18 protein-coding genes and 2 tRNA genes are annotated in these 20,280 nt (G+C 63.0%); 4 read left to right on the top strand and 16 right to left on the bottom strand.

Annotation, left to right across the window (positions count from 1 at the left end):
* The first annotated feature begins 116 nt into the window (after positions 1-116).
* Together JWV26_RS14045 and JWV26_RS14040 are read left to right on the top strand one after the other, a co-directional pair.
* A tRNA-Leu gene (locus tag JWV26_RS14045) sits at positions 117-203 on the top strand.
* 84 nt (positions 204-287) lie between these two features.
* Positions 288-374: transfer RNA gene (locus tag JWV26_RS14040), tRNA-Leu, on the top strand.
* 119 nt (positions 375-493) lie between these two features.
* Here the strand turns inward: JWV26_RS14040 and JWV26_RS14035 are convergent.
* From JWV26_RS14035 to JWV26_RS13975, 13 genes are all read right to left on the bottom strand, one after another.
* Positions 494-2,428 carry a methyl-accepting chemotaxis protein gene (locus JWV26_RS14035; RefSeq protein WP_206417115.1) on the bottom strand — a complete coding sequence of 645 codons (1,935 nt, stop codon included), beginning with the start codon at positions 2,426-2,428 and terminating at the stop codon, positions 494-496.
* A 161-nt stretch (positions 2,429-2,589) separates the two neighbouring features.
* Positions 2,590-3,885, bottom strand: coding sequence for an adenylosuccinate synthase (locus tag JWV26_RS14030; RefSeq protein ID WP_072423279.1), 1,296 nt, complete (start codon positions 3,883-3,885; stop codon positions 2,590-2,592).
* A 56-nt stretch (positions 3,886-3,941) separates the two neighbouring features.
* Positions 3,942-5,129, bottom strand: coding sequence for an ATP phosphoribosyltransferase regulatory subunit (locus JWV26_RS14025; RefSeq protein ID WP_206417114.1), 1,188 nt, complete (start codon positions 5,127-5,129; stop codon positions 3,942-3,944).
* A 37-nt stretch (positions 5,130-5,166) separates the two neighbouring features.
* The gene (locus JWV26_RS14020; protein WP_003459207.1) at positions 5,167-5,352 is read right to left on the bottom strand and encodes a DUF2065 domain-containing protein; all 186 of its coding nucleotides are present in this window, start codon (positions 5,350-5,352) and stop codon (positions 5,167-5,169) included.
* 105 nt (positions 5,353-5,457) lie between these two features.
* A complete protein-coding gene (gene hflC, locus JWV26_RS14015; RefSeq protein ID WP_017678667.1) occupies positions 5,458-6,327 on the bottom strand; it encodes a protease modulator HflC in 870 nt (289 codons plus the stop codon).
* Positions 6,327-7,493, bottom strand: a complete 1,167-nt coding sequence (hflK, locus tag JWV26_RS14010; RefSeq protein ID WP_206417113.1) for an FtsH protease activity modulator HflK — start codon at positions 7,491-7,493, stop codon at positions 6,327-6,329. Before hflK ends, hflC begins: the two co-directional genes overlap by 1 nt.
* Before the next feature lie 97 nt (positions 7,494-7,590).
* The gene (hflX, locus tag JWV26_RS14005) at positions 7,591-8,892 is read right to left on the bottom strand and encodes a ribosome rescue GTPase HflX (protein ID WP_074913807.1); all 1,302 of its coding nucleotides are present in this window, start codon (positions 8,890-8,892) and stop codon (positions 7,591-7,593) included.
* Positions 8,893-8,904: 12 nt separating this feature from the next.
* Positions 8,905-9,165 (bottom strand): RNA chaperone Hfq, encoded by a 261-nt coding sequence (gene hfq, locus JWV26_RS14000; protein WP_013713855.1) that lies wholly within the window; start codon positions 9,163-9,165, stop codon positions 8,905-8,907.
* A 100-nt stretch (positions 9,166-9,265) separates the two neighbouring features.
* On the bottom strand, positions 9,266-10,237 hold the full coding sequence (gene miaA, locus JWV26_RS13995) for a tRNA (adenosine(37)-N6)-dimethylallyltransferase MiaA (protein WP_206417112.1): 972 nt from the start codon (positions 10,235-10,237) through the stop codon (positions 9,266-9,268).
* A gap of 53 nt (positions 10,238-10,290) precedes the next feature.
* Complete coding sequence (mutL, locus tag JWV26_RS13990) at positions 10,291-12,162, bottom strand: DNA mismatch repair endonuclease MutL (RefSeq protein WP_420890270.1); 1,872 nt, start codon at positions 12,160-12,162, stop codon at positions 10,291-10,293.
* An 8-nt stretch (positions 12,163-12,170) separates the two neighbouring features.
* A complete protein-coding gene (locus tag JWV26_RS13985; RefSeq protein WP_206417110.1) occupies positions 12,171-13,598 on the bottom strand; it encodes an N-acetylmuramoyl-L-alanine amidase in 1,428 nt (475 codons plus the stop codon).
* 10 nt (positions 13,599-13,608) lie between these two features.
* Positions 13,609-14,076, bottom strand: coding sequence for a tRNA (adenosine(37)-N6)-threonylcarbamoyltransferase complex ATPase subunit type 1 TsaE (gene tsaE, locus JWV26_RS13980; protein WP_074913937.1), 468 nt, complete (start codon positions 14,074-14,076; stop codon positions 13,609-13,611).
* Entirely contained in the window at positions 14,064-15,563 is a 1,500-nt protein-coding gene (locus tag JWV26_RS13975) for an NAD(P)H-hydrate dehydratase (protein WP_206417109.1), read from the bottom strand. The genes tsaE and JWV26_RS13975 overlap by 13 nt, the downstream gene beginning before the upstream one ends.
* Positions 15,564-15,623: 60 nt before the next feature.
* On the opposite strand from JWV26_RS13975, the gene queG reads away from it, so the two are divergent.
* Positions 15,624-16,697, top strand: a complete 1,074-nt coding sequence (gene queG / locus JWV26_RS13970) for a tRNA epoxyqueuosine(34) reductase QueG (protein WP_206417108.1) — start codon at positions 15,624-15,626, stop codon at positions 16,695-16,697.
* 105 nt (positions 16,698-16,802) lie between these two features.
* Here queG and orn read toward each other — a convergent pair whose 3' ends face one another.
* Both orn and JWV26_RS13960 read right to left on the bottom strand, forming a co-directional pair.
* On the bottom strand, positions 16,803-17,345 hold the full coding sequence (gene orn, locus JWV26_RS13965) for an oligoribonuclease (RefSeq protein ID WP_093048396.1): 543 nt from the start codon (positions 17,343-17,345) through the stop codon (positions 16,803-16,805).
* A gap of 29 nt (positions 17,346-17,374) precedes the next feature.
* A complete protein-coding gene (locus tag JWV26_RS13960; RefSeq protein ID WP_206417107.1) occupies positions 17,375-18,169 on the bottom strand; it encodes a class I SAM-dependent methyltransferase in 795 nt (264 codons plus the stop codon).
* 87 nt (positions 18,170-18,256) lie between these two features.
* Here JWV26_RS13960 and rsgA point away from each other — a divergent pair, with 87 nt between their 5' ends.
* Positions 18,257-19,288 carry a small ribosomal subunit biogenesis GTPase RsgA gene (rsgA, locus tag JWV26_RS13955; RefSeq protein WP_021487865.1) on the top strand — a complete coding sequence of 344 codons (1,032 nt, stop codon included), beginning with the start codon at positions 18,257-18,259 and terminating at the stop codon, positions 19,286-19,288.
* On the opposite strand, the gene motB is transcribed toward rsgA, so the two are convergent.
* Positions 19,282-20,277 (bottom strand): flagellar motor protein MotB, encoded by a 996-nt coding sequence (motB, locus tag JWV26_RS13950; protein WP_206417106.1) that lies wholly within the window; start codon positions 20,275-20,277, stop codon positions 19,282-19,284. The genes rsgA and motB overlap by 7 nt on opposite strands.
* Positions 20,278-20,280: the final 3 nt, after the last annotated feature.

Below are 20,280 nucleotides of genomic sequence, written 5' to 3'. Positions count from 1 at the left end.
CAATAATTTTTTTGGGGTCAGGGGTTTACAAGGTAAATGCCCGCCCGTATAGTTCGCGCCCACAGCGTCGAGCAGACGTTGTAACACGAAGCAGATGATGATTCATCGGTTTCTGTGCCCAGGTGGCGGAATTGGTAGACGCGCTGGTTTCAGGTATCAGTGACTTAACGGTCGTGGAAGTTCGAGTCTTCTCCTGGGCACCAAATTTCGTGAAGTGGCTTGATAACCCACTTTGCAAATAAACGGATGCAACGCTCCGTGTCGGCAACGACGAACATTGCTGCAGTGCCCAGGTGGCGGAATTGGTAGACGCGCTGGTTTCAGGTATCAGTGACTTAACGGTCGTGGAAGTTCGAGTCTTCTCCTGGGCACCAAATTTCAAAAAACCGAGCCAATGGCTCGGTTTTTTATTGCCTATGAAAAAGTACACCAACTCGCAGGGCGTGCTGCGCGCACCGCCAAGACCACAGAGCAGCGGTGCGCACAGCGCACCCTACACTTTGAACTGCCCCAAACTGGCCTTGAGCTGCGCCGCCAACTCATCCAGCGCCCGCGCATTGCCGGCAATCGCCGCCACAGCCTCCGCAGCATGCTGCGCTTCGGCATGAATGATCTCGACACGCCCGCGCACCGCTCCTGCGCCTTCAGCCTGATGCGCCGCTGCCTGGGTCGCCGCATTGATGGCGCCATGCACTTCGTCCACTGACTGCTGCACCGACTGCTGCAGACGCGCACTATCACGCAGCACCTGCAGACCTTCACTACCTTGCGCGCCCGCCTGAGCAATGGCGGTAACCGCCTCCTGCGCACCACGCTGCAGCGCTGCGATATGGGTCTGGATATCGCCGGTGGACTGCTGGGTCTTGCTCGCCAGCGCGCGCACCTCGTCAGCTACCACGGCAAACCCGCGACCACTCTCGCCGGCGCGCGCCGCCTCGATGGCGGCATTGAGCGCGAGTAGATTGGTCTGCTCGGCAATTGACTGAATCACCGTCAGCACCACCTCGATCTGCTCGCTCTGCTTGGCCAGGCGCTCGATCACCGCCGAGCCATCAGCCACCCGCGCCACCAAACCCTCGATCAGCGTGGACAGACGCTCAGCGATAGCCGCGTTCTCGTGCGCAGCCTGGCGGATGGTATCGACACGCTGCAGCGCACCCTGCATGGCCTGGCTTTCCGCCTGCGCCTCGTCGGCCATTTGCTCCAATGCTTGCAGACTGCCAGCCACCTCGTCGCGCTGGCGCCCCGCTGCTGCCTCAGCCGCCACGCCGCGCTGAGTCAGGCTGCGAATCTGCTCACCGGTACGCAACGCCACCTCACCCGACTCACGCACGATGGGCTGCAGCTTGGCGATGAAGCGATTGACTGCATCAGCCATCTCGCCGACCTCGTCCTGACTGTCGATGCTCACACGCCGCGTCAGATCGCCCTCGCCCGCCGCCAGGTCATTGAGCGCTGCACTAAGCAAGCGCAAGCGACTCAGCACTCGCCAACCCAACACAAGGGCGACCACTAGCATTGCCAGCGCCCCCACGATCAACAGGCCGAGGGCGATGTTCCAGCGCAGCGAATCCGCCGCCACGCGCACCGACTCACCACCGTTGCGCGCCATTTCCTGGGTGTAGCGCTCGGCCGACTGCAGACGCTCGCGCAGCGCACCGGTCGCCTCTTCGGAAGCGCCAGCCAGACTGCTGTCGACCAACTCACCCGCACCACTGACTAGCGCCGCGAAACGACCGTCCAGCGCCGTCAGCTCCTTTTCCACCAGATCCAGCGACAGGCCCATCTGCACCTTGCCGATCGACGCCCCCATCGGACTGATTTGCGCCTCGACCACGTATACACGCGGATCACGCGAGGCCGCCTCCACCAACTTATCCAGCGGCGAGTCACCCTGCCCAGCAGCGACCAGCTCGCGCACCTGAGCATTACTGCGATTGAAGTTGCGCGTCAGGCGCTTGCCTTCGGCGTCATAGATGATGGCGAACAGCACCGCTGGGTCCTGCTGGGCGATGCGCGTCAGTGCCGTGAGCGCTGGAATATCCAGATCCCAGATGGACTTCGGCGCCACCCCGGCCAGCAACTGCGCCAGCGCCTGGCCGGACTGCTTGAGATTACCCTCGAGCACCACACGCAGCTGTGCCTGCTCACTCTTCAACTGGCCAGAAAGCCCTTCGCCCAGGCGAGTGCGGGTACTGCTCGCCAACGCCGCAAGCCCCTGGCTCATCTCGCGCTCAGCCATGTTCAGCTCTTCGCCAAGGCGGCGGCTCTCACCACCCAGGCGCTGCGCCAGATCCTCGACCATACCATCGACCGAGGCGCGCATCAGCCAAACAGCCAAACCGACCTGCACCAACATGGCCAGGCCAAGCGCAACGAACACCGGGCGCAACAAACGGCTACGCAACATGGAAACGATGGCGAACACTGGGGACACTCCTCAACAACCGTAATAGCTATAACGGCGACTTCCGGGATTTATTGAATATAAGCAAAGCGCATGCCCAGCTCCTATGCAGGAGCGCCGGTACGGACGGCCACAAAAAAGCCGCCCGAAGGCGGCTCCTGTGCGACTCGAGAGCATCTCGATCAGGCAAACGGATGACGCAGTACGATGGTCTCGTTGCGATCCGGGCCGGTAGAGATGATGTCGATCGGCGCACCAACCAGCTCTTCCACCCGCTTGATGTAGGCACGAGCAGCGGCCGGCAGGTCTTCCAGGGTCTTGGCGCCCAGCGTGGATTCGCTCCAGCCGGGCATTTCCTCGTAGACCGGCTGCAGGCCGATGTAGCTGTCGGCGTCGGTCGGCGCATCGACCAGCACCTGGCCGTTGGCATCTTTGTAGCCGGTGCAGATACGGATGCTTTCCAGACCATCGAGCACGTCCAGCTTGGTCAGGCACAGGCCGGAGATGCTGTTGATCTCGATGGCGCGACGCAGGATCACCGCATCGAACCAGCCGCAGCGACGGGCACGACCGGTGGTGGCGCCGAACTCGTGACCACGCTTGGCCAGGAAAGCACCGACATCATCGAACAGCTCGGTCGGGAACGGGCCGGAACCGACACGGGTGGTGTAGGCCTTGGTGATACCGAGGATGTAATCCAGGTACAGCGGACCGAAACCGGAGCCGGTGGCGATACCGCCAGCGGTGGTGTTGGAGCTGGTCACGTAGGGGTAGGTGCCATGGTCGATGTCCAGCAGCGAACCCTGGGCACCTTCGAACATGATGTCCTTGCCTTCACGACGCAGGTCATGCAGCACGGCAGTCACATCAGCCATCATCGGCTTGAGCAGCTCGGCGTATTCCATGCACTCATCCAGGGTTTTCTGGAAGTCGATGGCCGGCTCTTTGTAGAAATTGACCAGCTGGAAGTTGTGGTAATCCAGCAGCTCGCCCAGCTTGGCGGCGAAACGCTCGCGGTGGAACAGGTCACCGACGCGCAGGCCGCGACGCGCGACCTTGTCTTCGTAGGCCGGGCCGATACCGCGACCGGTGGTACCGATCTTGGCGTCACCGCGGGCCTTTTCGCGCGCCTGGTCCAGCGCCACGTGATAGGACAGGATCAGCGGGCAGGCCGGGCTGATACGCAGGCGCTCACGCACCGGTACACCCTTCTCTTCCAGCTTGGTGATTTCGCGCATCAGAGCATCGGGAGCGACGACCACACCGTTGCCGATCAGGCACTCGACGCCAGCACGCAGGATGCCGGACGGAATCAGGTGCAGGACGGTCTTCTCACCGTTGATCACCAGGGTGTGACCTGCGTTGTGACCGCCCTGATAACGCACGACTGCAGCGGCCTGCTCGGTGAGCAGGTCGACGATCTTGCCCTTGCCCTCATCACCCCATTGGGTGCCCAGGACGACGACATTCTTACCCATAAACTTGTCCTCTTCGCGCAAGCTTCGATGCCGGCTGCGAGCCGGCGAAAATGAATTCAGGACGCCAGGGGCGCCACCTGCCAACGTCCATCGCGCAGCGTCAACAGGCGATCACAGCCCGCTTCGCGCGCATCCGCCTCGCCCTGCCCGGGCAGCGCCTGTACCACGCGCTCGCCCTCACCACGCAGACGACGAACGGCCTGCCACAGATAGAGATCATGATTGTCCGGCGCCCAGACACCGCTGACCGCCTCATCCACATGCATGTCACCCAGGGTTACCAGGGTCTTCAGGTCCGTGGAGAAGCCAGTTGCCGGGCGCGCACGACCAAATACCGCGCCGGTATCGTCATAACGACCGCCTTGAGCGATGGCACCGCCCTCACCCGGCACGAAGGCCGCGAACACCACGCCGGTGTGATAGTTGTAGCCGCGCAACTCGCCCAGGTCGAAGTACAGCGGCAGCTCCGGATAGCGCAGCTCCAGCGCATCGGCGATGGCCACCAGCTCATCGAGCGCAGCGTGCACCGCATCCGGCGCCTCAACCAGAACGGCCTGGGCCAGATCCAGCACTTCCCGGCCGCCACACAGCTCGGCGAGCGAACGCAGCATGCCGCCCAGGCCCGCCGGCAACGCGGCGGTCAGGCTTTCGATCTCATCCATGGCTTTGCGCTGCAGAGCATCGAACAGTTGCTGCTCGGCCTCACCGGACAGACCGGCGGCACGCGCCAGACCACGGTAGATACCGACATGACCGAGATCCATGTGCACGTCCGGCACCGCAGCCAGCTCGAGGGTCTCGACCAGCAGGCTGATCACCTCGATATCGCTGGCCGGACTGGCGTCGCCATAGAGCTCGGCACCCAGCTGGATCGGGCTACGCGAGGTAGTCAGTGCACGCGGCTGCGCATGCAACACGCTGCCGGCATAGCACAGACGGCTCGGCCCCTCACGGCGCATGGTGTGCGCATCGATGCGCGCCACCTGCGGGGTGATGTCGGCACGAAAGCCCATCTGCCTACCGGACAGCGGATCGGTGACCTTGAAGGTACGCAGGTCGAGATCCTGGCCAGCGCCAGTCAGCAGGGATTCCAGGTACTCGATATGGGGGGTGACGACGAACTCGTAACCCCAACGTTGGAACAGATCCAGCACCTGACGGCGTGCCGCCTCGATGCGTGCCGCTTCCGGCGGCAGTACTTCTTCGATGCCATCTGGCAGCAGCCAGCGGTCTACCGTTGCCATTTCGCCATTCCCCTCTCGATCCGGGCGGCACAAGCCTTCAGTGAAGCAGATATAGAAGGGCCGTACCCAGCAGCATGCTGGCCAGCCCCATAAGGCGCAGTCGGCGGTCGGGCAGACGAGCTGCCTGCATGACCGCTCCGCGCCAATGGCGCGGATAGAGGAAGGGCAGGATGCCTTCCAGCACCAATACCAGACACAACGCGATGCCGAGTTCCTGCCACATGATTCCCACAGACGCAAAAAAGCCGGGATTTTCCCGGCTGCCGCATGATACCACGTTTTACCTTGCGGTCACCCTAGCGACGCATCGCGCCGCCAGGGTTGCCAATCAAGGCCTGGACTTTTCCAGGTAGCGGAAGAAATCGCTGCCCGGGTCCAGCACCAGCACATCACGCTTGTCAGCGAAGCTTTCGCGGTAAGCCTGCAGACTACGGTAGAAGGAGTAGAACTCCTGATCCTGACCGAAAGCGTTGGCGTAGATGGAGGCAGCCTGGGCATCACCGTCACCGCGCAGCTCTTCAGCTTCACGATAGGCTTCAGCCAGCAGTACGCGGCGCTGACGATCAGCATCGGCGCGAATACCTTCGGCCAGCTCACGACCCTTGGCGCGATGCTCGCGGGCCTCACGCTCACGCTCGGTGCTCATCCGCTCGAACACGCTGCGGTTCACTTCCCGCGGCAGGTCGATGGCCTTGACCCGAACATCGACCACTTCGATACCCAGCTCACGCTCGGCGGCGCGGTTGAGGGTCGCGGTCACGTCAGCCATCAGCGCATCACGCTCACCGGATACCGATTCGTGCAGGGTGCGCTTACCGAACTGGTCACGCAGCGATGCTTCCAGACGACGCGCCAGGCGCTCATCAGCGACCTGCTTCATGCCCGAGGTGGACTGATAGAAGCGCTCGGCATCCTTCACCCGCCACTTGGCATAGGCATCGACCATCAGCGCCTTCTTCTCCAGGGTCAGGAAGCGCGAGGACGTCGAGTCCAGCGTCAGCAGACGACCGTCGAAGATACGCACCTGGTTGACGTAGGGAATCTTCACATGCAGGCCGGGCTGCACATCAGGCTGAACCACTCGCCCGAACTGCAACAGCACCGCACGTTCGGTCTGCGCCACGATATAGAAGCTGTTCCACGCCACCAGGGCCACAACCACGGCCACGATCAGGCCGATCAGGGACTTGTTGTTCATCAACGGCCCTCCCGGGTACGCAGGTTACGCTGGGACATATCGCTGCTCAGCGGCACGGCCGGATCACGCGCTGTCGAATTGCTGCTGTTGGCAGAGCTGGAGGAAGAAGCACCACCACGGCTGTCGATCATCTTGTCCAGCGGCAGATAGAGCAGGTTGTTCTGCCCCTTGTCACCGGTGACCAGAACCTTGCTGGTGTTGCTCATGACTTCCTGCATGGTGTCGATGTACAGACGCTCACGAGTGATCTCGGGTGCCTTGCGGTACTCGGCGACCAGCTTGGTGAAGCGATCAGCCTCACCCTGGGCGCGAGCGATGACTTCATCACGATAACCGTTGGCCTCCTCCAGCAGACGCTGGGCCTGACCACGCGCTTCCGGAATCACGCCGTTGGCGTAGGACTCAGCCTGGTTCTTCTCGCGCTGCTCGTCTTCACGGGCACGGATCACGTCGTCGAAGGCTTCCTGAACCTCACGCGGCGCCGCAGCGCTCTGGATGTTCACCTGAGTGATGGTGATACCGGTGCGGTAGTTGTCGAGGAAACGCTGCAGGCGCTCACGCACCTCGCTGGCCATCAGTTCACGACCTTCGGTCAGCACCTGATCCATCTCGGTGGAGCCCACCACGTGGCGCACGGCACTGTCGGTGGCGTGCTGCAAGCTGACTTCCGGCTGGTCGACGTTGAGCACGAAGTCCTGCAGGTTGCTCACCCGGTATTGCACGGTCAGCGGCACTTCGATGATGTTCTCGTCCTCGGTCAGCATCGCACCCTGCTTGCTGTAGGCGCGCTCACGCGTGACGTTTTCCTGGAACTTGCGATCGATTGGCGGGAAATAGATGTTCAGGCCCGGACCAACGGTCTCGTGGTACTTACCGAAGCGCAGCACAACGGCCTGCTCCTGTTCATCCACCACGTAAATCGCGCTGTACAGCCATACCACCGCCAACAGGCCGAGGCCGACGAACAGCAGACCGAAGCCACCGCCGCCACTGCGACCAGATTCGTCGTCACCACGTTTCTTGCCACCGCCAAACAGCCCGTTGAGGCTTTCTTGCAGCTTGCGGAACGCTTCGTCGAGATCCGGCGGCCCCTGCCGGCCACCGCCTTTGCGGCCGCCCCAAGGGTCTTGATTGTTCGAGTTGCCACCCGGCTCATTCCAAGCCATAGCGTTCTCCGTACTGATAAAGCGAAGGCGCGCCCACGGCGCGCCGGCCAATGCTACCCAAAGCCCTATGGTGACAGCAAAGCCACCGTCCCAGGCTTTATTGCAAAGTATGTTGCTCGATGAAGGTTTGAGGCTCCAAACCTTCGCGACTCACCAGGCGATTGAGCTCGACTCGCGGCAAACGTACCGCTAGCAGGCTGCGCCCCAACTCGTCATGTTCTTCGCTCTGCACCGCCCCCAGTGCGAAGAACTGCGCACGCAGTCGCCCCAGACGTTGCGGCAGCTGCAGCGTAGCGACGAACAAATCTTCGCCCAACAGCTCCGCCACTGCTTGACGCAACAGCTCAAGACCACGCCCCTCGCGGGCCGACAGCCAGACACGCAGCGGCTTGCCATCAGCATCGCGCTGGATCTGCGGCTCGACACCATCCAACAAATCCAGCTTGTTGTATACCTCGAGCATCGGCAACTCATGTGCGCCGATCTCCTTGAGCACGTTCTGCACCTGCTCGATCTGCGCCATACGCTCGGGCTCATGGGCATCGATCACGTGCAACAGCAGATCGGAGTTGCTCGACTCTTCCAACGTAGCGCGGAAGGCCTCGACCAGCTTGTGCGGCAGGTGGCGAATGAAACCCACGGTGTCGGCCAGCACGATCGGACCCAGGTCATCGAGTTGCAGACGCCGCAAGGTCGGGTCGAGCGTGGCGAACAGCTGGTCGGCCGCATAGACCTCGGAGGTGGTGAGCGCATTGAACAGTGTGGACTTGCCGGCGTTGGTGTAACCCACCAGGGAAACCGAAGGGATATCCGCGCGCCTGCGCCCACGGCGCGCCTGCTCGCGCTGACTGCGCACCTTCTCGAGCTTCTGCTTGATCTGGCGAATACGCACACGCAGCAAGCGGCGGTCGGTTTCCAGCTGGGTTTCCCCCGGACCACGCAGGCCGATACCACCCTTCTGCCGCTCAAGGTGGGTCCAGCCACGCACCAGGCGCGTACTCATGTGATCGAGCTGGGCCAACTCGACCTGCAGCTTGCCTTCGTGGGTGCGCGCACGCTGGGCGAAGATATCGAGGATCAACCCGGTACGATCGAGCACACGACACTCGAAGGCGCGCTCGAGGTTGCGCTCCTGGCTCGGGGTCAGGGTGTGATTGAAGATGACCAGATCGGCCTCGATGGCCTTGACCTGGTCGCGCAGCTCCTCGACCTTGCCGCTGCCGATAAGGAACTTGGCAGTCAGACGACTGCTGGGCACGCTAAAGAAAGCGACCATGTCGGCGCCTGCCGACATGGCCAATTCCTGGAACTCCTGGGGATCTTCGCTCGCCTCGGAGTCTTGGCCTTCCAGATGAACCAGGATGGCCCGCTCACCGCCCTCATGACGCTCGAAGAACAATGCAGCCCCCTATCAGGCGTTACCCGGCTCGCCATCGGCCTGCTCGGAGTCGCCAGCGCTTGGCAGGCGTACCGGACGGCTAGGTACGACGGTGGAAATGGCGTGTTTGTAGACCATCTGGCTGACAGTGTTCTTCAGCAGGATGACGAACTGGTCGAAGGATTCGATCTGGCCCTGCAGCTTGATGCCGTTGACCAGATAGATGGAAACAGGGACGCGTTCCTTACGCAGGGTATTCAGGTAAGGGTCTTGTAGCGAATGCCCTTTTGACATGTGCCGCACTCCTTTCGAGGATCAATTTCAATAATTTTAGTAGGTAAACAATGGCTTCAGGCCGCCCCACCCCCAAGGATAGACGACCAGCGGCAAGGTCTCATTTCAATATGGAGACGCTTTCCAGGTATTTCAAGGCGCGAGACAGATTGTCGCAGGCCAGGCTATCGAGCCAATGCAAGTTCTCCCAACCGCGTAGCCAGGTGAACTGACGCTTGGCCAATTGCCGAGTGGCGATGATGCCCCGCTCGACCATATCGTCCCGGGGCAGCTCGCCATCGAGGTATTCCCATACCTGGCGATAACCCACCGCCCGTATAGACGGTAATCCCGCGTGCAAGTCACTTCGCCTACGCAGGGCTTCGACCTCTTCCACGAAACCCTGTTCCAACATCACCCGAAATCGTTGAGCGATGCGGTCATGCAAAACCTGACGCTGCGCTGGTGCGATAGCAAGCTGAGCAACAGTATAGGGTAATTGCCCGGTGCCTGATGTGCCCGCATCGGGATTTCCTGCAGCCTGGCGCAGGCGATGCTCGGTCATGCTCAGGCCGCTCACGCGATAGACCTCAAGTGCCCGGGTCAGACGCTGCGGATCGTTGGGATGGATGCGCGCGGCGGACTCTGGATCGACCTCAGCCAGCTCCCGATGCAGCGCCTCCCAACCTTCGGCTGCGGCCCTTGCTTCCAGCTCGGCGCGGATGGCCGGGTCAGCGCTGGGCATATCGGCCAAGCCCTCCAACAGCGCCTTGTAATAGAGCATGGTGCCGCCTACCAGCAGCGGAATACGCCCACGCGCGGCGCTCTCGGCCATGGCAGCCAGGGCATCGGCGCGAAATTCCGCCGCCGAATAACTCTCGACCGGATCGCGGATGTCGATCAGCGCGTGGGGAAATTCATCAAGAATGGCGCGCTCGGGCTTGGCCGTGCCGATATCCATGCCGCGATAGACCAGCGCCGAATCGACGCTGATCAGGTCACACGGCAATACGCGCGCCAGCTCCAGGGCCAGATCGGTCTTGCCGGCGGCAGTCGGGCCCATCAGGAAGATTGCAGGAGGAAGCGAAGACATCGATATGGCTCGAAACACGAAGACGGGCGCCCCTGACTCAGGGCTTCATTCAATTACTGACCACGCATGAACAACTTGTCGAGCTGATCCATGCTCAACTGCGTCCAGGTCGGACGCCCGTGGTTGCACTGGCCGCTGCGCTCGGTCTGCTCCATATCACGCAGCAGGGCGTTCATCTCGGGAATGGTCAGGCGCCGGTTGGCGCGCACCGCGCCATGACAGGCCATGGTCGCCAGCAGCTCGTTGAGATGCGCCTGGATACGGTCGCTGGTGCCGTACTCGAGCAGATCGGCCAGCACGTCACGCACCAGCTGGGTGGCCTCAGCCTGTTTGAGCAACGCCGGAATCTGGCGAATCGCCACGGTTTCCTCACCCAGGCGCTGCAGCTCGAAGCCCAGACGCTGGAACCACTCGGCATGTTCCTCGGCGCAATCGGCTTCGCGCTGGCTGAGGGCGATGGACTCAGGCACCAGCAGCGGCTGGCCGCGCAAGCCTTCACTGGCCATGGCGTGCTTAAGACGCTCGTAAGTGATGCGTTCGTGCGCGGCGTGCATGTCCACCACCACCAGGCCCTGAGCGTTTTCGGCGAGGATGTAAACGCCTTTGAGCTGCGCCACGGCATAACCGAGTGGTGGAATGTCGCCCTGCTCCTGGGGCATGGGCTGAACCTGGGCAGTCGGCAGTGGCGAAAAATACTCGCGATATGCAGCCTGGGCTTCGCCAGCGGATACGCCGGGATTACCTGCCGGCTGCTGATACCCGGCACCACTGCCGCGCCAGGCTGGCTGCACGCTGGGAGCCGGCGTTTCAAGAATGCTGGCTGCCAGACCCATTTCGCCCTGCGGGCCAAATTCTCCGGCAGCCATGCCGGTCGGACGCGCCATGGATGAAATGGCTGCCGGAGCCGCCACCTGATCTTCCGGGCGTACATCGGCCAGGGCGCGATGCAGGGTGCCGTAGAGGAAGTCGTGAACCATGCGGCTGTCACGGAAACGCACTTCATGCTTGGTCGGGTGAACGTTGACGTCCACCGTCGACGGATCGATTTCCAGAAACAGCACGAAGGTCGGGTGCCTGCCATTGAACAGCACGTCGCGATAGGCCTGGCGCACCGCATGGGCCACCAGCTTGTCACGCACCATGCGGCCGTTGACGTAGAAATACTGCAGATCCGCCTGGCTGCGGGAGAAGGTCGGCAAGCCGACCCACCCCCACAAGCGCAGGCCACCGCGCTCGATCTCGATGGGCAGCGCCTGCTCCAGAAAAGCCGGGCCGCAGACAGAAGCAACGCGGCGCGCACGGCTGATTTCGTCGCCAGCCTCGTGCAGGGCAAACACGGTCTTGCCGTTGTGACGCAGATGGAAAGCCACATCGAACCGCGCCAGCGCCAGGCGCTTGATCACCTCCTGCAGATGATCGAACTCGGTCTTCTCGGCACGCAGGAACTTGCGCCGCGCCGGGGTATTGAAAAACAGGTCACGCACTTCCACCGAGGTACCCACCGGGTGCGCAGCAGGCTGCACGCGCGGCTCCATATCACGGCCTTCGGTTTCCACCTGCCAGGCCTGGTCGGCGTCGGCGGTACGCGAGGTCAGGGTCAGGCGCGACACCGAGCTGATCGACGCCAGCGCCTCGCCACGAAAGCCCATGCTGAGCACGGCTTCGAGGTCTTCCAGCTCACGAATCTTGCTGGTGGCATGGCGCGCCAACGCCAGCGGCAGGTCGTCTGGGGCGATACCACCACCGTCGTCGCGCACCTTGAGCAGTTTGACACCGCCCTGCTCGACGTCGACATCGATACGCCGCGCCCCGGAGTCCAGGCTGTTTTCCAGCAGTTCCTTGGCGACCGAAGCCGGGCGCTCAACCACCTCGCCCGCAGCGATCTGGTTGGCCAGGCGCGGGCTGAGCAAATGAATACGGGACATGACACTCACTACTGGGCTGCCAGCGCTGTGGCGGGTATCTGCAATGTCTGGCCGACCTTGATCACGTCACCATTGAGCTTGTTGGCATTACGCAGGGACGCCAGGCTGATCTGGTAGCGCTGGGCGATCAGCGCCAGGCTCTCGCCGCGTGCCACCACATGCTCACGCGGACCAGCGGCGATCTTGCCTTCGTCACGCAGCCAGGCAACGTAGGTGCCAGGCGGCGGGTTCTCATGGAAGAACTGCTTGACCCCGGTAGTGATCGAACGCGCCAGCGCCTGCTGATGGCTGGCGCTATGCAGTTTCTTGGCCTCGTTGGGGTTGGAGATGAAACCGGTCTCAACCAGAATCGAGGGAATATCCGGCGATTTCAGCACCATGAAGCCTGCCTGCTCGACGCGCCGTTTGTGCAGCGGGGTGATGCCGCCCATGTTCGACAGCACCTTCTGCCCGACATTGAGACTGGAGGACAACGAAGCGGTCATCGACAGATCCAGCAACACGCCGGCGAGCATCTTGTCCTTGTCGTCGAGACTGACATTGCCGGCGCCACCGATCAGGTCGGACTGGTTCTCGGCGTCGGCCAGCCAGCGCGCCGTCTCGGACGTAGCACCCCGTTCGGACAGGGCATAGACCGAAGCGCCGAACGCCGAAGCCCGCGGCGCCGCGTCGGCATGAATGGACACGAACAGGTCCGCGCCTTTCTTGCGCGCGATCTCGGTGCGTTTACGCAGCGGGATGAAATAGTCACCGGTGCGCACCAGTTCGGCACGGAAACCCTTTTCGGCATTGATCTGCCGCTGCAACTCTTTGGAGATGGCCAGGGTCACGTGCTTTTCATACTGCCCCTTGACCGGCGACAGCGCCCCCGGGTCCTCACCACCATGGCCGGCATCAATGGCGACGACGATATCGCGCTTGCCATTGGGCACAGGCGTCAACTTCGGTGGTGGCTGGGTCGGCGTGACCGGCACAGGAGGTGCGCTGGCGGCAATGCTGGGCGTCTGCGTGGCGGGGGGCGCACTGCCCTGATCGAACAGATCGACCACCAGGCGATGGCCATATTGCTGGTTAGGCGCCAGGGTAAAGCTCTTTGGCGATACCGGCGCCGACAAATCGATGACCACGCGCAGGTCATCAGCGCTGCGCTGGGCCGAGCGCACACCGGTGATCGGGGTGTTGGCCAGCGAAAGTTGCTCGAGACTGGTAGCCAACTTGGCGCCACTGACGTCGATAACGATGCGATCAGGTGCGGCAAGGGTGAACACGCTGTGCTGTACCGGGCCAGACAGATCGAAGACCAGACGGGTATTGTCCGGGGCACGCCACAAACGCACGCTCCGTATATCGGAGGCAGCCAGGGCCTCGGCAGCCAGGGCCGCCAACAACACCCCCACAGCTGTAACCAGCGCGCCTATGCGCATAACCAACCCCATCGCTTCTTATTCATTCCTTGCTGCTCAGAGCCTTGCACCAGGCCTCCCCTCGAGCCCCACGCCCCTGCAGCAACAGCGAACGGCCGCTCGCTTGGGGGCTAATGGTAATGTCCAGGTCGGGCTTTGGCAAAACGCCCGCGCCACGCTGCGGCCATTCGATCAGGCACAAGGCATCCCCCTCGAAGTAATCGCGGATGCCGAGAAACTCCAACTCCTCAGGGTCGACCAGACGATAAAGATCGAAATGGAAGGCGCGCACGTCGCCAATTTCGTAGGGCTCGACCAGGGTAAAGGTCGGGCTCTTGACCGCGCCAGCGTGGCCCAGGCCGCGCAGAATTCCGCGTGAAAGGGTGGTTTTGCCGGCGCCCAGATCACCATGCAGATAGATGATGCCCTGCCCCCCACTGATCTTGGCGATCCGCGCCCCCAGAGTCAGCATTGCTGCTTCGTCGGCCGCTTCGAGTTTCACTTCACACAAGGACACAACTCCTCCAATAAGTGACGAATGGTGCAGGGCAGATCACCGGCAGCCAGCCCGCGCCCCTGCGCAGCCAGCACCTCACCGGCACGTGCATGCAGCCATACCGCCAGGCAGGCCGCATCATACGCTGCCATGCCCTGCACCAGCAGCGCACCGATCAATCCAGCCAGAACATCACCCAAGCCGGCTCCCGCCATCGCCGGATGACCACGATCACACAGCGCCAGACGCCCGTCCGGTGCTGCGACCAGGCTGCCTGCGCCCTTGAGCACTACCACCAGGCCAAAACGGTGCGCCAGGGCCCGCACGGCAGCCGGCCGATCAGCCTGCACGCTCGCGGTATCGATGCCCAGCAAACGCGCCGCTTCGCCCGGATGCGGCGTGAGCACGCCCTGATCAGGCGCGGCGACCTGCCCGGCAGCCAGCAGATTGAGCGCATCGGCATCCCAGACCTGAGGCATATCGAGACCACAGACGCCAGACAGCACACTGCGCGACCAGGCCCCCTGGCCCAGGCCAGGCCCTACCACGCAGACATCGGCTCGCTCGGTGAGTGCCAACAGCTGATTGGCCGAAGCCACCGCCGCACACATGATTTCAGGCCGCCGCACCAAAGCGGCCGTGACATGCTCACCTCGTGTCGCCAGTGACACCAGGCCAGCGCCGGCACGCAGGGCACTGTCGGCACAGAGCAGCGCGGCGCCGCCCATGCCCAGATCGCCTCCGATCACCAGCAGGTGACCGAACTGGCCCTTGTGCGCCACCGGCGACCGCGCCGCAAGGCGCGGCAGATTGGCCGGGTCGAGACGCTGCGCCACGCTGGGCGCCTGGACCAATAGCTGGGCATCGCCTTGCAGATCGTCGAACTGCAGCTCGCCGCACAGCTCCGGGCCAATGCCCGTGAGCAGGCCGAGCTTGAGGGCGATGAAGGTCACGGTCAGATCGGCGCGCACGGCCACGCCAAGGCACGCGCCGCTATCGGCGTGCAAACCAGAAGGAATATCCACCGCCAGCACCGGCAAGCCACTCTGGTTGAGCATGCGAATCGCCTGCGCATAAGGCTCACGCACCGCGCCAGCCAGACCCGTGCCGAGCAACGCATCGACCACGATGCCAGCCAGTGGCGCGCATTCGCTCCAGGGCAGCAGATCCACACCCGCCCTTCGCGCCTCGGCGCAGGCCTGCTCAGCATCGCCACTCAGAGCAGCGGGATCACCCACTGCCAGCACGCGCACGCGCCAACCGGCACGCTGAGCCAGAGCCGCAATCAGGTAGCCGTCACCGGCATTGTTGCCACGCCCGGCCAGTACGGTGATTTCGCCGGCATCCGGCCAGCGTCTGCGCAACGCGCGCCAGGCCGCATGGGCGGCGCGTTGCATCAACTCGAAACCGGGCGTGCCGGCGGCGATCAACTGCGCATCCAGCGCACGCACCTGTTCGGCACTGTGCAGGCTCAACGGCAAAGAGGCTGGTAATAGATGCATGGCTCGCTCACCACGGATGTCTGGCAGAATTATACCTACGTCCATCGCCTGCGCCCGCCCATGTCCGATCAAACCCTCGACCTCAATGCTCTGGCCCTGTCCATCAAGGACTGGGGACGTGAGCTGGGCTTTCAGCAGGTCGGCATCACCGATGTCGAGCTGGGCGAACACGAGGCGCACCTGCAACGCTGGCTGGCAGCTGGCTATCAGGGCGAGATGGAGTACATGGCCGCCCACGGCAGCATGCGCTCACACCCGGACGAACTGGTACCTGGCACCCTGCGCGTGGTGTCGCTGCGCATGGACTATCTGCCCGGCGACACGCAGATGGCCCAGCGCCTGAAAGAACCGCAACAGGCCTATGTGTCGCGCTACGCCCTGGGCCGCGACTACCACAAACTGATCCGCAAGCGCCTGCAACAACTGGCCGAACGCATCCAGCAGCAGATCGGTCCGTTCGGCTACCGCGCCTTCGTCGACAGCGCCCCGGTGCTGGAAAAGGCTATCGCCGAAAAAGCCGGTCTCGGCTGGATCGGCAAGAACACCCTGGTGCTCAACCGCAAGGCCGGCAGCTATTTCTTCCTCGGCGAACTGTTCGTCAACCTGCCACTGCCGGTGGATGCCCCACACGCCAGCGAGCATTGCGGACGCTGCAGCGCGTGCATGGATATCTGCCCCACTGCAGCCTTCGCCGGGCCCTACGTGCTGGATGCCCGGCGCTGCATTTCCTACCTGACCATCGAGCTGAAAGGCTCGATCCCCGAAGAGCTGCGTGCGCCCATCGGCAACCGCGTGTTCGGCTGCGACGACTGCCAGATCGTCTGCCCCTGGAATCGCTTCGCTCGCCCCACCGACCAGGGCGACTTTCAACCGCGCCACGGCCTGGACAACAGCGGCCTGGCCGAGCTGTTCATGTGGACGGAAGAGGAGTTTCTCAGCCGCACCGAAGGCTCGCCGCTACGCCGCGCCGGCTACGAGCGCTGGCTGCGTAACCTGGCAGTCGGCCTGGGCAACGCGCCATCCACCATCCCGGTACTACAGGCTCTGCAGGCGCGCCGCGAACACCCGTCGGAGCTCGTGCGCGAGCATGTCGAGTGGGCGCTTGGGCGACACCAGCAGTGCGGAAGCACGTAGGGTGCGCCGCGCGCACCGGGAGCCAGCACTGGCCGGCCACGCGGTGCGCACGGCGCACCCTACGGAACGATGGTTCTACTCGGTCTGGGGGATAGTAGGCAGGGCCTACACCTTCAGGAAATGCTGACGATAGTGCTTGAGCTCGGCAATCGACTCACGGATATCATCCAGCGCCTGGTGGGTGGCGGTTTTCTGAAAGCTGTCCTTGACCGCTGGCGCCCACATGCCAGCGAGGATCTTCAGCGTCGACACGTCCAGGTAGCGGTAGTGGAAGTAGGCTTCCAGGGCCGGCATGTACTTGTAGAGAAAGCGGCGATCCTGGCCGATGCTGTTGCCGCAGATGGGCGACTTGCCCTTGGGCACCCACTGCTCGAGGAAGGCGATGGTCTGTGCTTCAGCCGCCGCCGTGTCGATCTTGCTTTCACGTACGCGCTGGGTCAGGCCGCTCTGGCCATGGGTGCGTGTGTTCCATTCGTCCATGCCGGCCAGAGCTTCGTCACTCTGGTGGACGGCGATCACCGGGCCCTCGGCCAACACGTTCAGCTCGCTGTCGGTGACGATGGTGGCCATCTCGATGATCACATCGCGCTCCGGCTCCAGCCCGGTCATTTCCAGGTCGATCCAGATCAGGTTGTTGGGGTTTTGCATGGTTAGGCTCCTTGGCTCAGGCGCCAAGTCTAGCGGATCTCGTGACCCTTCATGCGCCAGAGAAACAGGGACGTTTGCCGCCCTTCGTTGATCTCGAACTCGCGATCAGCCGGCACGCCCGGAATCTCGAAGGTGTTGCTGATCAGCCAGCTATTGGCGTGCATCTCGACGTGCGCCTTGGCCCACAGACGCGGCATCGGCACGGGCGAGAGAAAGCAGTAGACGACATCGAAGTCGCCGAGCTCGACCTGCCACAGACTCCGATAACGAATGCTGCAGTTCTCCTGCAGCAGGCAGCGTAGCCAGGCGAAAGCGAAGAGCAGCGGCGCCGTCTCGACACCAACGAACTGCCCGCGCGGAAACCGTCTGGCCAGCTGCAGCAACGTACCAGCAGTACCACACCCCAGGTCGACGAAGCGCAGCGGCGGCTCACGCTCGCTCAAGCACTGCTGCAGACGCTGCTGCGCCTTGCGCCCACTCAGGTAGAGCGGCACCTGTTCACGCAGACTGTTCCAGTTGACCAGTAGCAGCAGAACGAAGCCCAGCAGGAACAACCAGGCCGGTAAATCGGCGCGCTGCATTACCAGCAGCGCGGGCAGAAACGCCAGATTGATCCACAACCACCAGCGTGACAGACCCAGGCGCCAGCCGATCCCGGCGGCCACAACACCTTGCAGCAGCGCCACCGAAAAAAGCGACATGCGCCAGGGCAGCAACGCCAGCAGATAGACCAGCACCACCACCAGCGCCAGGGCCAGACCCTGCGCCAAAAGAGCGCGCAATAGCGGTAGCCGCAGCACCGCTCGTTCCTCGCCTGCCGTCATTCCCGACCTCTGTTCCTGACAGCCGAATGGCCGCCGAGCGCTCATGCTAAACTCGCCGCGATCAACACTCCACTACCCGGATGCTCCATGGCCAAACGCCAACTCAACCGCCGCCAGAACTGGCGGATCGAAAAGATTCAAGGCGAGCGCGCCGCCCGCGCCGCCAAGCGTGAATCACGGGCAATGGAAGCACTGGAAGGCGGTGACCTCGGCCCGGAACAGACCGGACTGGTAATCGCCCATTTCGGCGTACAGGTGGAAATCGAAGGTTTACAGGGCGAGATGGCCGGCCAGGTGTTTCGCTGCCACCTGCGCGCCAACCTGCCGGCACTGGTCACTGGTGATCAGGTGGTCTGGCGCCCCGGCAACCAGGGTGACGGCGTCATCGTCGCGCAACTGCCGAGAAACAGCGAACTATGCCGCCCCGACATGCGCGGCCAACTCAAGCCGGTGGCGGCCAACGTCGACCAGATCGTCATCGTCTTCGCGCCGCTGCCCGAGCCGCACGCCAACCTGATCGACCGTTATCTGGTTGCCGCCGAGCACGCGGGCATTCGCCCGCTACTGCTGCTGAACAAGGCCGATCTGATCGATGAGCAGAACCAGGTAGCGCTGGACGCGCTGCTCAAGGTCTATCGTGAGCTCGAATACCCGCTGCTGGAAGTTTCGGCCCATCAGGGCGATGGCATGGAGCAGCTGAAACATCGCCTGAACGGAAACGTCAGCGTATTCGTCGGCCAGTCTGGCGTGGGCAAATCATCCTTGGTCAACAGCCTGCTGCCCGGCGTCGATACGCGTGTCGGCGCGCTGTCGGAGTTGACAGGTAAGGGCACGCACACCACCACCACCGCACGGCTTTTCCACTTTCCCGGTGGTGGTCAACTGATCGACTCCCCGGGCATTCGCGAATTCGGCCTCGGCCATGTCAGCCGTGATGACGTGGAAGCGGGCTTCATCGAATTCCACGACCTGCTCGGGCGCTGCCGCTTCCGCGACTGCAAGCATGATCGCGAACCCGGGTGTGCGCTTTTGCAGGCCCTGGAAGACGGCCGCGTGCAGCCGCAGCGCATGGCCAGCTACCGGCACATCATCGCCAGCCTGCCGGAAGACGATTACTGATTATTCAGTTGATCGAACTGCAAGGCGCCTTCTTCGAAGATATTCAGGCGCTGCTGCAGTTGCTCTGGCGCTAGCGGCTCACTCGCCGCGTCCGCCGGAGCCTCGCCTGGCGCGGGCGCAGTGCCGTCCTCGACGCCTTGTTCGCCCTCGATGGCGCGCTGCGCCTTCTTGGTCAGCACAACGATATCGATGCGCCGATTGACCGGATTGAATGGGTCCTCGCGGTCGAACAGCGCCGACGAGGCATAGCCGACCACTCGCGCCACCTGCTCGTCCGGGTACCCGCCCGCCACCAATGTGCGCCTCGCGGCGTTGGCACGGTTGGATGACAACTCCCAGTTGCCGAAATCGCCGCGCCCTACGAACGGCTTGGCATCGGTGTGACCGCTGATGCTGATCTTGTTCGGCACCGCGCGAATGGTGTCGGCCATGGCCAGCAGGATGTCTTCGAAATAGGGCTGGAGGTTGGCACTGCCGAGGGCGAACATCGGTCGGTTCTCGGCGTCCATGATCTGAATGCGCAGGCCATCCTGGGTGATTTCGAACAGTATCTGGTCCTTGAAACGCTGCAGCTCGGGATTCTCTTCGACCTTGTTCTGCAGCTCCTGCAACAGCAGTTCCAGGCGTTCCTGCTCCATCTTTTCCGCCAGGGTTTCGATCTGATCGGTACTGACGCCGGACTCGTCCGGTTGACTCTCCGGCGTCTCGGAGATGTCCGGATTGAGGGTGCGCTCGGGCGCTGGCGTAGGCGTGCCGCCCAGGTCGATGGCGTATGGACTGGCACTCTCGGTGAAACCGATCGGGTCCTGGAAATAGCCGGAAATGGCTTTCTTCTGTTCCGGAGTAGCCGATGTCATCAGCCACATGACCAGGAAGAACGCCATCATGGCGGTTGCGAAGTCGGCAAAAGCGATCTTCCAGGCACCGCCATGGTGTCCGCCAGCGGTCTTCTTGACCCGCTTGACGATGATGGGTTGGTTATTTTCCATGGC

The sequence above is a fragment of the Ectopseudomonas toyotomiensis genome, from assembly GCF_017167985.1.
Taxonomy (GTDB): Bacteria; Pseudomonadota; Gammaproteobacteria; order Pseudomonadales; family Pseudomonadaceae; genus Aquipseudomonas; species Aquipseudomonas toyotomiensis.
The sequence above is the reverse complement of the archived record's forward strand: the minus strand, read 5'-3'. Positions and strand labels throughout refer to the sequence as shown.

What these genes read in the sequence shown, in the direction of transcription:
- mutL (WP_420890270.1), bottom strand. Translation starts at nt 12,162, where the DNA reads ATGTCCCGTATTCATTTGCTCAGCCCGCGCCTGGCCAACCAGATCGCT.
- hflC (WP_017678667.1), bottom strand. Translation starts at nt 6,327, where the DNA reads ATGAACAACAAGTCCCTGATCGGCCTGATCGTGGCCGTGGTTGTGGCC.
- queG (WP_206417108.1), top strand. Translation starts at nt 15,624, where the DNA reads ATGTCCGATCAAACCCTCGACCTCAATGCTCTGGCCCTGTCCATCAAG.
- JWV26_RS14030 (WP_072423279.1), bottom strand. Translation starts at nt 3,885, where the DNA reads ATGGGTAAGAATGTCGTCGTCCTGGGCACCCAATGGGGTGATGAGGGC.
- rsgA (WP_021487865.1), top strand. Translation starts at nt 18,257, where the DNA reads ATGGCCAAACGCCAACTCAACCGCCGCCAGAACTGGCGGATCGAAAAG.
- JWV26_RS14025 (WP_206417114.1), bottom strand. Translation starts at nt 5,129, where the DNA reads ATGGCAACGGTAGACCGCTGGCTGCTGCCAGATGGCATCGAAGAAGTA.
- hflK (WP_206417113.1), bottom strand. Translation starts at nt 7,493, where the DNA reads ATGGCTTGGAATGAGCCGGGTGGCAACTCGAACAATCAAGACCCTTGG.
- JWV26_RS13975 (WP_206417109.1), bottom strand. Translation starts at nt 15,563, where the DNA reads ATGCATCTATTACCAGCCTCTTTGCCGTTGAGCCTGCACAGTGCCGAA.
- JWV26_RS13985 (WP_206417110.1), bottom strand. Translation starts at nt 13,598, where the DNA reads ATGGGGTTGGTTATGCGCATAGGCGCGCTGGTTACAGCTGTGGGGGTG.
- hfq (WP_013713855.1), bottom strand. Translation starts at nt 9,165, where the DNA reads ATGTCAAAAGGGCATTCGCTACAAGACCCTTACCTGAATACCCTGCGT.
- JWV26_RS14020 (WP_003459207.1), bottom strand. Translation starts at nt 5,352, where the DNA reads ATGTGGCAGGAACTCGGCATCGCGTTGTGTCTGGTATTGGTGCTGGAA.
- motB (WP_206417106.1), bottom strand. Translation starts at nt 20,277, where the DNA reads ATGGAAAATAACCAACCCATCATCGTCAAGCGGGTCAAGAAGACCGCT.
- orn (WP_093048396.1), bottom strand. Translation starts at nt 17,345, where the DNA reads ATGCAAAACCCCAACAACCTGATCTGGATCGACCTGGAAATGACCGGG.
- miaA (WP_206417112.1), bottom strand. Translation starts at nt 10,237, where the DNA reads ATGTCTTCGCTTCCTCCTGCAATCTTCCTGATGGGCCCGACTGCCGCC.
- JWV26_RS13960 (WP_206417107.1), bottom strand. Translation starts at nt 18,169, where the DNA reads ATGACGGCAGGCGAGGAACGAGCGGTGCTGCGGCTACCGCTATTGCGC.